Origin of the sequence: Paenibacillus sp. FSL H8-0548 (assembly GCF_038630985.1) — a bacterium.
Classification (GTDB): Bacteria; Bacillota; Bacilli; order Paenibacillales; family Paenibacillaceae; genus Pristimantibacillus.
In genome coordinates, this window is the sequence record NZ_CP152049.1 from 5,626,410 (window position 1) to 5,640,597 (window position 14,188).

At 46.3% G+C, this 14,188-nt stretch carries 8 protein-coding genes; 4 read left to right on the forward strand and 4 right to left on the reverse strand.

Annotated elements, in window-relative coordinates; translation table 11 throughout:
- Positions 1–515 precede the first annotated feature (515 nt).
- Positions 516–1,838, forward strand: coding sequence for an IS4 family transposase (locus MHI37_RS24315; protein ID WP_076339676.1), 1,323 nt, complete (start codon positions 516–518; stop codon positions 1,836–1,838).
- A gap of 420 nt (positions 1,839–2,258) precedes the next feature.
- On the opposite strand, the gene MHI37_RS24320 is transcribed toward MHI37_RS24315, so the two are convergent.
- On the reverse strand, positions 2,259–3,365 hold the full coding sequence (locus MHI37_RS24320) for a glycoside hydrolase family 88 protein (RefSeq protein ID WP_076340169.1): 1,107 nt from the start codon (positions 3,363–3,365) through the stop codon (positions 2,259–2,261).
- A gap of 204 nt (positions 3,366–3,569) precedes the next feature.
- On the opposite strand from MHI37_RS24320, the gene MHI37_RS24325 reads away from it, so the two are divergent.
- A complete protein-coding gene (locus tag MHI37_RS24325; RefSeq protein ID WP_076340170.1) occupies positions 3,570–4,364 on the forward strand; it encodes a hypothetical protein in 795 nt (264 codons plus the stop codon).
- Positions 4,365–6,080: 1,716 nt separating this feature from the next.
- On the opposite strand, the gene MHI37_RS24330 is transcribed toward MHI37_RS24325, so the two are convergent.
- Together MHI37_RS24330 and MHI37_RS24335 are read right to left on the reverse strand one after the other, a co-directional pair.
- Positions 6,081–8,132: a TIM-barrel domain-containing protein gene (locus MHI37_RS24330; protein WP_076340100.1), complete on the reverse strand. Its 2,052-nt coding sequence runs from the start codon at positions 8,130–8,132 to the stop codon at positions 6,081–6,083.
- Positions 8,133–8,271: 139 nt separating this feature from the next.
- The gene (locus MHI37_RS24335) at positions 8,272–10,617 is read right to left on the reverse strand and encodes a glycoside hydrolase family 95 protein (RefSeq protein ID WP_076340101.1); all 2,346 of its coding nucleotides are present in this window, start codon (positions 10,615–10,617) and stop codon (positions 8,272–8,274) included.
- 235 nt (positions 10,618–10,852) lie between these two features.
- Between MHI37_RS24335 and MHI37_RS24340 the strand changes: the two genes are divergently transcribed.
- Positions 10,853–12,289: a glycosyl hydrolase family 28 protein gene (locus tag MHI37_RS24340; RefSeq protein WP_076340102.1), complete on the forward strand. Its 1,437-nt coding sequence runs from the start codon at positions 10,853–10,855 to the stop codon at positions 12,287–12,289.
- 81 nt (positions 12,290–12,370) lie between these two features.
- Here the strand turns inward: MHI37_RS24340 and MHI37_RS24345 are convergent, their stop codons facing one another.
- On the reverse strand, positions 12,371–12,826 hold the full coding sequence (locus MHI37_RS24345; RefSeq protein WP_076340103.1) for a CBS domain-containing protein: 456 nt from the start codon (positions 12,824–12,826) through the stop codon (positions 12,371–12,373).
- 130 nt (positions 12,827–12,956) lie between these two features.
- Between MHI37_RS24345 and MHI37_RS24350 the strand changes: the two genes are divergently transcribed.
- A complete protein-coding gene (locus tag MHI37_RS24350; RefSeq protein WP_076340104.1) occupies positions 12,957–13,412 on the forward strand; it encodes a MarR family transcriptional regulator in 456 nt (151 codons plus the stop codon).
- Positions 13,413–14,188 lie beyond the last annotated feature (776 nt).

The window sequence follows — 14,188 nt, forward strand, 5'->3', positions numbered from 1 at the left end:
AAGATCCTTCATATGATGCGATAATGATAATCAACCTCAATTAATATATATCCTCTTTTAAGTGGTGTCAATGTAAAAAAAAGTAAATCAAAGCTATAACGCATGAATGCTATCACAAATAAATCTACTTGGATCTTGCGAAGCTGTTGGGAGAAAAGGCCATTTATCCTCGCCATTCCAGTCCCAGCCATGTTCGAGCGCCTCGGCACAGCTCCAAGCAGCGCGAGCGTAATCTTTGTTCACGCCATACTTCTCATCACCGAACAGTATGTAAGATTTGAATACATCGCCATCGGTGTTTTTTCATGATGTACCATAAAGTAATCTTTACAGACAAAAGAAAGGCCGACAGCCCCAATGTCATTAAGTTAAGGCGCAGGACCAAAAATGAAGAAAAAGAGCAGGTTATCGAAAAGATAGCCTGCTCTTTTTTTGTGCGAAAAAGAAAAATAGAACTTGACAAGTAGATGGAAGTGTGTGGCGAAGCCTCTTGGAAAAACGAGGAGGTTACGCCAATGAATGAGTACGCGAATTCGCTAAAAAAAACGCTGACATCTCTCATACGAGAAATGTCAGCCGCACCAGCACCTTATGTCAAAAACCCTGAAAAAGATTTTACCCGAATGAAAAAGCTATCCTTTGAAACGGTTATGCAACTCCTGATCGCAATGGGTGGAAACAGCATCTATAAGGAGCTCTTGGAATCGCAGGGCTATAACGTAAATACCGCAACTACTTCTGCTTTTGTCCAGCAGCGGAATAAAATCTTGCCATCTGCTGTGGAATTTTTGTTTCACGCATTTACAGAGTCGTATACGGCTATCAAGGACTACCGAGGGTATCGCTTGCTTGCCGTTGACGGTTCGGATTTGCATATCGCAACGGATTCTACGGATACGGACACCTATTTTCAAAGTCAGCCGAACACGAAAGGCTATAACCTTCTACATTTGAACGCAGCCTATGACCTCTGCAACCGACTTTACGTGGATGCTATTGTTCAGCCACGAAGGTTGTGCAACGAGGGAAGGGCGCTGGCGGCTATGGTGGACCGTTCCTCTATCCAAGGCAAAACCATTGTAATTGCCGATCGAGGTTATGAAAGCTACAACAATTTCGCGCATCTTGAACGCAAAGGGTGGAACTACGTCATACGGGTAAAGGATTTGGATTCCAATGGTATTCTTTCGGGCTTGCGCCTGCCCGCTAGCGGAGCGTTTGATATTGACGTTCATCTGACGCTCACCAAAAAACAAACCAAAGAGGTTAAGGCTCATCCCGAAATTTACAGATTCGTCCCTTCCACGTCTACCTTTGATTTTTTGGATTTGCAGGAGAACTTGTTTTACCCGATTTCCTTTCGGGTTGTTCGTTTCATCCTGCCGAGTGGCGATTATGAAACCGTCATAACGAATCTTTCTGCTGCTGATTTCCCACCCGATGAACTGGGGTCCATTTATCACATGCGATGGGGCATTGAAACCTCTTTCCGGGCATTAAAATACACCGTCGGTTTGACGAATTTTCACGCAAAGAAACGGGAGTCCATCATCCAAGAGATTTTCGCAAGAATGATCCTGTACAATTTCGCTGAAATGATGACCTCGCACGTCGTCATTTCGCAAATGGATAAACGGCACGCCTACCAAGTCAACTTCACGGTTGCCGTCCACGTTTGTAGACATTTCCTGCGCTCAAGGGATGATGAACTCCCGTCAGATGTTGAAGCGCTGATTCGTAAAAACATTTTGCCGATTCGACCCATTCGCCCAGGGCAGCAGAATACGCGCAAAATCCGCTCCAGATCAGCTGTTAGCTTCGTCTACAGGGTAGCATAATTCCGTTCACATGAACACTTTTTTAAGCGGATCTTCCATCCGCTTTGTTTGCTGTACGCATTTTTCCTTGCTTGCACCAAAAAAGAAACGGCACAGGACTTTTTCCCATGCCGTCTCGGATCCATTTTTATTCCCGATCTTGTCTTTGAGCTTAACTTAATGACATTGCCGACAGCCCTCTTCTTCTGAATGTTTTTCGTTCATCAGTCTCCAATGCATAGTAATTCTGTTTTCTTAGTGGCGGTCTTATGCTGCGCGAGAAGATCGTTCTGAAGGGTAGACTGTACTTTGTACAATAGAAAGCTCACATGAGAGCCGTTTCAGATGGCTACATTGTAATTATGCAGCAGAATGAGCATAACACTGTGCTGGAGGCACAAAAGAAGCCTCTCCTCCTATTTGAGGAAAGGCTTCTTTGTTCTAATAAACTCGGTTCTTCCAGCCGTTCAGCTTCGCAACAGCTTCTAGGTAATAATAATCGCCATAGATGAGCGAGCTGCCAATTCCGCTAGAGACACTGCCAGTGCCATGCAGCAAAATAGCCTCATGATCCGGGTTATCCCAGGTTGCATAATTTTCAGTAAGAGAGCGCAGAATACGCTCGGCCGCGCCAGCATATAGGTTTTTTTCGCCTTCTGGAACGACCGCCGCTATTTCCAGCAAGCCTGAAGCGGCAATCGCTGCTGCTGAGCTATCGCGCAAACGTCCCTCAAGCGATTCAAAACGGAAGTCGGAATACGGTACGTGATCCTCTGGAAGTGCTGCAATAAAGTAATGCGCGATCCGCTTGGCCGTATTTAGAAAACGAATATCGCCAGTATATCGATACGTATTAATGAAGCCATATATTCCCCACGACGTACCGCGGCTCCACGATGACTCTGCAGAAAGGCCTTGTCCACCGAAGTTTTCAATATAGTCTCCTGTCTCCGCATCGAAGGATATAATATGCTTGGTTGAACCATCCTCGCGAATACCATGCTGCATCGTCGTTTCTGCATGAGCGATTGCCATATGCTTATAGCGTGGATCACCGGTCACTTTGCTTGCCCAGAAGAGAAGTGAAATATTGAGCATACAATCAATGATCACCCAGCCGTATTTATCTTCATTCCAAGCACGAATGAATTTACCCACTGGATTATATCTAGCCGCTAAGAAGTTCGCTGCTTCAATTCCACGACGAAAAGCATCCTCATCGCCTGTAATCGTATGCTTAATGACTGCCGTTGATAGAAATTGAAAGCCCACGTCATGATGCATTTCTACCGTTGGTTTGATAAACCACTGTTCAAGCTCTCCATCCCAGCGCCATGCGGCTTCTTTATAATGCTCCTTGCCAGTCATGTCATACATCACCCAAAGCATGCCTGGCCAAAAGCCGGTGGTCCACCAATCCGAGCCAATATCGTCATATTTCCCGTCTTCTCCAGCGAAATGAGGACATTTATCGCCCATTTGGGAAATCGTTCGAGTCACTTTATGATCAAGACGATCCATAATTTCATTCCAATACGCAGTACTCATTTGATCACCCTCCATTAAGTTTCCTTGATTATATCGTGATGGAGGTGGCATATGTGTTGATTTCATGCTTGAAAATGTTGATATATTGCTGTACTGCTGTTGTTCTGTTTTTCGACAGGCGGTAGGTTCTATAAAAGTTAGAACTGCCCGGCAGATGAACTTGCTGTTACGCTTGAAGCAAGAAGAATTTGAGGAGGAGACATTATGACATTGCCAAGATGGTCTCAGGTTGCAGCTTATGCGGCCTCAAAACTAACGGCTGCTGGTCTTGTATTTCTCGCCTTTCTCGTTATAGTGGGCGGATTTCGACTCTACGAGATGTCGGAGATAACTCGGCAGATGCCGCTTTGGGGGTCTATTTATGGCTATGCCGTTCTTTTCTCTGCTCTTGCGGACGCGGTGCTCTGCAAGTGCAAGGCCGGTCCTGCCAAAAAGGCACTTACCGTCCTGCTTTATATGCTCGGAGGGTATGTGCCTTTTTGGTTCTGGTTTCCGGGCCAATGGGTCTTGAGTTTGATTGCCGGCCTTTACGGTATAATCTGTGCGCTGGCGTTTCTCGCTGCGACTCAACTATTTCGCAGCCGGTGGCCCTACAGCGCAACTGCGGCACTACTTCTGCTGGCCGTGGCTCTCTACATCTCCCTAACCGATTTCACGGTGACCAAGCAGTGGACAGAAACAAGAACCGCCGATGGCTATCAAGCGGAATTCGCATATTTTCATGGGCATAAAGAGATTCCAGTCAAACTCGAAGCAGGGCAGACGTTATCCTATTATATGAACTGGCAGGTCACCGATGGCGGCTACGGTACACATTTGGACGCCAAAGGCGGGACGTATGAGAACGTTACGCGAGGCGGCGAACCACAGATCGCTTATCGGGTGAATGCCCCTTCCACAGTGCGTATCGTCATCACGGGAGATCAGGCGCGGGGGGCGTTGACGGTAGTGTGGGAAATAACCGGGTCAGACTACCATCTTCAAAATGACGATCGATAAGCTAGTTCCCCTACGGTTTCTTCTTGTCTCTCCATTATATAATGGTCTTTTTTATAGTTTCAATAATGTTCCTATCGTACTGAATTGATACGATAATACAATAAAGTGCCTTCTGTTCAATTGAATCTAGGGATGTTATCTTAATCGGAGAACAGGCGAATAAGTCTTATAGGCAATCACAGGACAATAGCGAATGGGATCTTCAAGGCGGTGGTTAGTGCAAATGTGCAGGATAGCCTCCGTGCGGAGGAAGCGGGGTTCGTTCTTGGAGTACATTTACGGCTATCGTAGTACTAACCCTCCAACCAGTTCTTCAACGTTTCTTCCAACTAGTCCCCCAACAGGCTCTCCAACTAACCCAACTACGGCGCTATCCTGCACTTTAGCAGGATAGAAGCCGCTTTATCGAGCTCCCACGTGTCTATGTTGCATCGCTGCACTATAGACAGCCTTGCAGGTGCATCTTGAGCTGAAATTAGTCTATTCTAATGCATACGTGCAGGATAGGCAGCTCAGAGAGGCTGAAAAGCGCGTAGTTAGTGCAAATGTGCAGGATAGCCTCCGTGCGGAGGAAGTGGGGTTCGTTCTTGGAGTACATTTACGGCTATCGTAGAACTTACCCTCCAACCAGTTCTTCAACGTTTCTTCCAACTAACCCAACTGCGGCTTCTATCCTGCACTTTAGCAGGATAGAAGCCGCTTTATCGAGCTCCCACGTGTCTATGTTGCATCGCTGCACTATAGACAGCCTTGCAGGTGTATCTTGAGCTGAAGTCAGTCTATTCTGTTGCATTCGTGCAGGATAGGCAGCACAGAGAGACTGAAAAGCGCGAAGTTAGTGCAAATGTGCAGGATAGCCTCCGTATGGAGGAAGCGGGGTTCGTGCTCGGAGTGAATTTTTGACTATTGTCGAACTAACCCACCACCGAGTCCTCCAACGTGCTCTCCAACTAACCCAACTACGGCGCTATCCTGCACTTTAGCAGGATAGAAGCCGCTTTATTGAGCTCCCACGTGTCTATGTTGCACTCCAGCACGATAGACATCCTTATAGGTGTATCTTGAGCTGAAGTCAGTCTATTCTAATGCATACGTGCAGGATAGGCAGCACAGAGGGAATGAAAAGCGCGAAGTTAGTGCAAATGTGCAGGATAGCCTCCGTATGGAGGAAGCGGGGTTCGTGCTCGGAGTGAATTTTTGACTATTGTCGAACTAACCCACCACCTAGTCCTCCAACGTGCTCTCCAACTAATCCAACTACGGCTTCTATCCTGCACTTTAGCAGGATAGAAGCCGCTTTATCGAGCTCCAACATGTCTATGTTGCACCGCTGCACTATAGACAGCCTTGCAGGTGCTTCTTGAGCTGAAATCAGTCTATTCTAATGCATTCGTGCAGGATAGGCAGCTCGGAGAGGCTGAAAAGCGCGAAGTTAGTGCAAATGTGCAGGATAGCCTTCGTGCGGAGGAAGCGGGGCTCGTTCTTGGAGTACATTTACGGCTATCGTAGAACTAACCCTCCAACCAGTTCTTCAAAGTTTCTTCCACCTATTCCCACAACGTATTCTCAAACTAACCAACTACGGCGCTATCCTGCACTTTCGCAGGATAGAAGCCGCTTTATTGAGCTCCCACGTGTCTATGTTGCATCGCTGCACTATAGACAGCCTTCCAGATGCAACTTGAGCTGAAGTCAGTCTATTCTAATGCATACGTGCTATCCTATATGATAACGTCTCCCTGAATAATTGCCGCTGCGGGTAATCTTCAGCTCATTATCCAGCTCAAGTTGAACCCAATTGTATTCCCCTTGGCGGTAGCTGAAGGACGTTCCGTCATCCTCATAAAGAACAGTTGTGAGCAGACCTGTGCCATAGCTCTTTAAGGCGATATCAAATACAGCATCATCAGCTACATTTTGGAGTGGAGCAGCAAGCGGCAGCAGCGTCCCATCCTTCACAAATACCGGAATGCGTGTCAGGTCCGCCGTAATTTGATACGCAGTTCCGCCCTCATACATCTCATTCGTCCAATAACAATGCCATCGACCTGCTGGCAAATAAACAGAACGGCCGGTTTCACCAGCAACAAGTGGCGCAACGAGCAAAGATTCACCCATCATATAAGCATCGTCGATGCCAAACGTGTTCGGGTCATCTGGATAATCCATAACTAGCGCTCGGAACGGCGGTAATCCGTCGATGCTGTATTTTGCATAGCTTGTATATAGATAAGGGATCAGCGCCATGCGAGTCTCAAATAAAGAGCGGCAAATGGCTCTGACCTCTTCGTAATTATCCAGAAACTCACCCTTAATATTTTTGTCGCGATCGACCTGCATCCAAGGCGGATTCGGAATCCGCCAGCAATTCAGCAGCGCCATTGGCGAGAAAACAGCAGTTTGAATGCGGCGAATCAGATCCTCTGGCGACTGTGCCTGACGTACCTCAGGTGACCAAAGCAAGCCAGAGAAGCCACAGTTCACGACGCCGCGTATAAACACCTTGTGGTCATATAAGTCACTATAGAGTACAAATGGAAACGATGACGCCAGTGCTCCTGATGCTCTTACCTGAGATAAGGTACGACGACCAATCGCTTCAAATGGGGCTTGAATTGCTTCTTGATATAACGTACCGATTTGGTTATGCATCTGTTCGCCGTCCATGCCTGACGGGAACTTAGAGATGTCAGGAAATGACCAATTGGAATGGACAAAGTCAGAGCTGTCGCATTCATCAAGCTTGAAGCCCGCGATCCCTTTCTCAACGAATTCAGTTAAATGATGGTTCGCGAAAATCTCCTTGCCCTCTTTTACAGCCAAATCAGGAACAAGTCCTTCCCATACCTCATAATCTCCGGAATGCGGCAGCAGTGCATCGTACATAGGCGATGAAGGGTGAATGAACAGATGCTCCCATAAATTCACGCGATAATTTTTGCTGTAGAGCTCTTCCAGCATTGCCTCATGATCAGGAAATCTTCCATCATCCCACACAAAGGAGCAAGAATAAGCTTTCGTTTGCCAGCCTGGCTCGAAGCCAAATACATCAACCGGCATTTGATCGGCACGGAATTGATCGGCTAGTCGCGTTACATCCTCTTTCTTCGCTGCGCTGTATGCGCGGTACCACATGCCGAGCCCCCACATAGGCGGAAGCACGCCTCCTCCAGAGAACAAATTGTAGCGCTGCACAGCATTCAACATATTGGGGCCTTCAAAAAAATAAACATCTATGCCTTCCGCAGCCGGAATATCGACAACTACCGTGCGATCCCCCTCCGCCGCCTGATAGCCGTACAATTCAATTTCCGAGGTTCCGATTTCCTTCTGCTCATCTTTTTTTCCTGCTGATGCCCCTTTGCGCGTATTCGTTCCACAATAAAAGGTTGCATAACGCGCCGTATCTACGAACACGCCATAGCCCGCAGTCGATACATAGAACGGAACCGGGGCATGACTATCGCCTGTATCCGCTACAGGGTCGCTGTTCACACGAATGACTTTTTTTCTTCCTGTATGATCCACACGATGAAGCTGCAGGCCAAAGCCATAAATATGCTCTTCAGCCCCCAATGGAATTTCAATATAAACGCCTCGTGAGGTTGCTTTGATTTCAATCTGATTCTCTGCAAAAGGTGCTGTGCCGGCACAATTCAGCTTCTCTAGTGCTCCTGCCTGTAGTTCATTTTTCCTCAAGCTTACTGGCGTATGAGCCTCAGGCTGGCCAAAGCTTAATTTCCATACACCGTTTGCGATTTTCTTCATTGCATATCCCTCTGCTTTCTCTGTATCTATTACGATTTATGATTTTCTCGTATACACAGAGTTATTATAGCTCTCGGATAACATTAAAAGTTTCGCTTAAATACAATAAAACATTGTAATTTTGTCCTATTATAAGTAGTTATACGGTAGTAAAAGAATATATCTTTCCTGACTCCGTTGTGAATTCAAGCTCGCGACTGCCATTCCCATCTTCTCCTATGAGCTTTAACGCTGCCGCTGAAGACAAGCGGCACACTCCACCGCTTACTGACAAAACCTCAACATTCACCAGCTTTCCGCTGCTCCAGCTCATGCTAATTTCATAGCCTCCTCTTGCACGCAAGCCAGACACCTCGCCTTCAGACCATACATCTGGAAGAGCAGGCAAAAGCTTGATCCCCCCCTCATGCGACTGCATCAGCAGTTCCGCGACACCAGCTGTAAAGCCAAAGTTTCCGTCAATCTGAAACGGTGGGTGGGCATCGAATAAATTGGGATAAACGCCACCGCCGATCACGCCAGTTGCATCGCTGTCTACAAGTCTTAGCAAATTTCCAATTAAATAATGTGCCCGATTCCCATCACCAAAGCGCGCCCATAGGTTCAGCTTCCACGCTAAGCTCCAGCCGGTCCCCTCATCGCCTCGACGCTCCAATGCTTTCTGTGCCGCAGCAAACCAGCTCGGAGTGGAGCGCTCTGTCAACTCGCTGCCGGGGTATACACCATATAAATGAGATACATGCCGGTGATGAACATCCTCATCCTCGAAGTCGCTCGACCACTCCTGCAGTTGACCATACTTGCCAATCTGATAAGGGAAAAGCCGAGCTTTGGCCAAGACCAGCTGCTGACGGAAATCATCGTCTGTATTTAATCGCTCAGAAGCTGCTATACAATTCGTGAACAGCTCTCTAATGAGTACCATATCCATCGTTGCAGCCTTGCTTACAGATGCTTTCGATCCGCTCGGAGCGATAAATTTATGCTCGGGCGATGTTGATGGCGAAGTCACGAGATAGCCGCTGCTATCCTCTATAAGCCAATCCAGACAGAACAGTGCCGCTTCCTTCATGACCGGATATGCATTATTTTGCAGAAACTTCATATCTCCGCCAAATTCATAATGCTCCCACAGATGCGCGCAAAGCCACGGAGCTGCCATAAACCAGCTTGCCCAGCCAGGATCTCCATGTCCATAGGCTCCTACTGGCGCCGCTTGGCACCATATATCACTGTTATGATGAGCTACCCAGCCGCGCAGACCATAATTAGCACTTGCGATGGCCGCGCCGGTTTTCGCCATATTTTGAATGTAATCGAGAAACGGCTCATGGCATTCCTCTAGATTGCAGGTTTCCGCCAGCCAATAGTTCATCTCAGCATTAATGTTTAACGTATAATTACTGCTCCAAGGCGGCCTTACTTCCTTGTTCCAAATCCCCTGTAAATTCGCAGGCTGCGTCCCTTGTCTTGAGCTGGCAATAAGCAGATATCTTCCATATTGAAAAAGCAGCTCAATAAGCCCAAGATCACGCGCTCCATAGTTGGCAACTCTCTCATCCGTCGGCAAACCCTCGAACAAGTCGGAGCCTCCCAGCTTAAAGGAAACACGATTATATAACAAATGGTAGTCCTTCATATGGGCTTGAAGCAGCTCCTCGTAGGATTTCTCCAACGCAGCGGATACATAGCGCTGTGCACATAGCGCTGGATCATTCCCGTCAAGTCTCGGGTGGCGGTCATATCCATTAAAGCTTGTCGCTGCACTGAAGATAAGCGTAGCAGTGTCGGCTGCTTCTACATGAAGACCATCCTGATCCACATAAAAACGCCCGCCTTCCAATTGTATTCCGAGTCTGCCTTCAAACAGCATCCCAGACTCACTATAGTCTACCGGATTGTCCGTTCTGTAATAGTTCGGATCTACATTAGCTGGACACTCCCCTGTAAGAGCCAATTGATCGCCGCTCACATTCGTTTGATGCTTCAGACGACTGTCGATGCTTGCTGTAAAGCTTAGCGCTTGTGGACGATTGGATTCCAGCCTGAGCACCAGCACCTGATCGGGATTTGAAATAAAGCTTTTTCTCCGATATTCCGTCTGACCGATTTGGTAGCGTACAGAAGCGATCGCATCCTGCAAATCAAGTGCTCGCTCATAGCCCGTTGCTAAATCACCATGACGGAAAACGAGCTTCAAGTCCCCTAACGGCATATAGGACTGTGTATAAGGCCCCATCGTTTCTTTACATAAAGTCTCTGCTTCTTCATAGTTCTCTTCATCAATTAGCTGGCGAATTTCCGATATTTTGGCAGCGGCGTTCGTATTCGCTCCTGTTTGTGGAGTTCCTGACCATAGCGTGTCCTCGTTTAATTGTAAAAGCTCCGTTTCCACTCCGCCGAATTGCATAGCACCAAGTCGCCCATTGCCTAGTGGGAGTGCCTCTGTCCATTTTGAAGCTGCCTTTTTGTATCGTAATTTCATAGCATTTATCCTCCTGTTATACGTCATTTTATTGTGATGACGTAATCTCTCTCCGATTATAAAAGTGTATTCCTGCCATTACGATGGCAAAATCTAAGGTTTATGTGCACATTCTTAAGCTCTAATAGCAGTTTTTTAACAACCTTATGAATTACTATCGAAAGATTGCAATAATTACGCTACATTAATATGACATATAAACCATTGATGAAAATTCAGATTTCGGAGGCTGGTCATGACCATTCATATTCATCCAGAAATAAAAGGTATTCCGCAGAGGAAGGAATTTTCTGTACGCATTCGGGAGGCTGACGGTGAATGGAGCGAGCTTCCTGCCTACGAAGCTAACGTCGATATGCACAACGTAAGTCAGGCCTCTTTTGCCTCCTTCGACATGGAAGGGCCCGTTGACGTTGAGATTACTTATTTATTAGGGGAAATTACTTCTTCCATTATAAGGCCTTTATCCTACGGCATCGCAGCCCACCAGCTAACCGATAACACAATAAGCTTTCAGCTTGACCAGCCGCGTAAGCTTTCCATCGAAATCAATGGAGGGCGGTTTAACAATCTTCACTTATTTGCAAATCCAATTGAAATAAATGCACCTTCTCCAGATGATGCAAATGTCATTTTGGTTAAACCCGGGATACACCGGATAGAGCATCTGCTTCGTCCACTCACAACACCTCGTTCGGAGGGGAATGAACAACCTGAAATTCTTTATTTCTTGCCAGGCTTGCACTACATTGAAGAAACCTTATTAAAAATCCCGTCTGGAAAAACCATATATATCGCAGGCGGCGCTGCCGTTGTCGGTTCCATGGTTTGTGATCATGTGAAGGACGTCACCATACGCGGACGCGGAATCGTTTATCTAGCAGAATTCCACCGATTTACCGCTTTCCGCGGCGTACGTATTTTATTTTCGAGCAACATAGAGGTTGAGGGCATTACGACCTTAAATCCTCCCCATTACAGCATTTATATCGGCGGGTCTGAGCATATTCGCATTCATAATTTCAAATCGTTCAGCTGCAAGGGCTGGAGTGATGGCATTGATATCATGTCGAGCTCGTTTATTGATATTGATGATATTTTCCTCCGCACCTCTGATGATAGCATCGCCATTTACGGAAGCCGCTGGGATTATACTGGTGACTCGCGCCATATTACCGTCCGCAACTCCAGCTTCTGGGCAGATGTCGCTCATCCGCTTATGATTGGAACCCACGGCAATTACCATAAAAACGGTGATATCATTGAGCATATACGGTTTGAAAATATCGATATTTTAGAGCATCATGAGCCGCAAGAAAACTATCAGGGCGCGATGACGATCAACGCAGGGGATCTCAATACGGTTCGGCATATTACGTACGACAATATTCGTGTAGAGCATTTTGAGCTTGGTCGTTTGTTCGATATCCGCGTGGTCTGGAACAAAGATTATAATCCCGTACCAGGCAATCGCATCGAGAACATCGTCTTGCAAAATATCGAGTACAACGGTCAGGGAGCTAATCCTTCAAGAATTTATGGCTATAGCGGGGAAAGGTATGTGGCCGGAGTCATAATTAGAAATGTAAAAGTTAACGGAGAAAAGGTCACGCATGCCCATCATCCCTTCTTGGATATTAATGAGCATGCGCATCAGGTATCGTTTGAGTGAATTTCACGGCTGGGTTTCCTGTAGAATAGGAAAAGGTCAAGGATGCACAATGCGCATCCTTGACCTTTTTAAAATCAGCTTTTACAGAAAGCTCTTGAAAGCATGCCTAATGACATCCCCGCGGCTAATAATTCCTACTAGAGCGCCTTTTCGCACCACTGGCAGCTTTTTTATTCTTTTTTCTCCTAAAATAGCTGCAATATTTTCAACCTCTTCATTCCATTCTACCTTATGCACCTTTTTCTTAGCGATGGACATCACGTTTAAATCAAGGATTTGAGGAATTCTTTCTTCGAACTCCTCTTGATCTCCTTTGACAACATTCATATACATAATCGTGACAAAAATAATATCCTTATGCTTTCCAATATATCTCATAATATCTCCGTCACTAATATAAGCGACCATCTCATTTCGCTCGTTCACCACTGGCAGACCACTAATCCCGTATTTAATAAATCTTTCAAGGACTGACCGCACCGTATCCGTTTCTCTAACCTTATAGACCTCTTTGACCATAATTTCATGAGCCTGCATAAAATCAATCCTCCAATCCTCTATTTGATTTTTGCGAGAGCAGAATATATGATACTTACTATATAATTGCATTATACAACTAATCATTATCTTGTCAATGAACATTAGACAGCGAGGTGTGATAACTATTATGGACGAATATGCATTGGAAACGATAGAGCTTGAACTGGCACTTTTAATCCGCCGCGCTATTGCAATATCAACCAATAAATCAATCGGAAATCTGGATCGGTCTGCATATCTGCTGCTGCAGCAAATTGCCTCTCAGGGCTCTGCTGGCGTAAAAGCATTGTCGGAACAATTCCATTTAGATATTTCAACAGTGAGCAGACAAGCAGCAGCTTTGGAGCAAAAGGAATATGTGAAGCGCATTCCCGATTCATTAGACAGGAGGGCATACTATCTTCAGATCACTGCTCTCGGAACAAAGGAATTAATCGATTATAAAAATGCTAGAAAAGCTGCAATAGCCGAGCTATTGCAAAGTTGGTCCGCTGAAGAAGCTGAAATGTTTGGGCAGCTTATGAAAAAGTTTAATCGTACCTTCATAAGCTCTGATTACGGGAACAAAAAATACTTCGGATGAAATGTCTGACGAAGCGTATTCGTCAATGAATTTTAGCGTTAGATTCAGACGCCGTGCTCCTCCGCATTCGCTCCGTCCTCGCGGACTGTCTCCTGACCTCTTGCATGCCTTGCAAGCGCTCCCCCAGCTGAGCTAAGCCCCAGTGATCATTCTAAAATTCAGGTATTCATTTTTTCTTGGGATGTGTAACCAAACAGCTCGTACTAGTAAACCAATCCTGTACTCACGCATTATAGCTCCGTTTCAGCTCATTTCCAGCCGTCTCGTCTCCATGCAGCTAGGCTGCAAATGCGCAGGAAAGTCTACTTTATTGGCTGTCACGGGCAGAGCTTGGCTGCCGCTGCCTTTGTTCTAGGCATGTTTGTATATCTCCTCTATACTTCACGAAACACACACACACATCGTCTTTTCCCTCAACTTTCCCACGTTCGATGCCGCTCCTCAAATCCTCACGTCTTCTACTCCCAGCGCGAAAGCTATCCTGCACTTTTGCAGTAACTTCATGCGATTGGGACTCTCTAGCAAACCTATCCTGCACTCACGCATTATAGATCGTCATCTCAGCTCATCTAAAGCCATCTGATCTCCATTATTGGCAGCTATCCTGCTTACGTACAGGATAGCTGCCCTAAACCATTAAAAAGAGTAGGCTACCCTGCAAATGTGCAGGATAGCCTGCTCATTCTTATGATTGACTGTCAGGTCAAAGCTCTTGCTGCTGCCGCAGCATCATTATCAACAGGTTCCGAGAATGCATAATTTCCTATACAATAAAA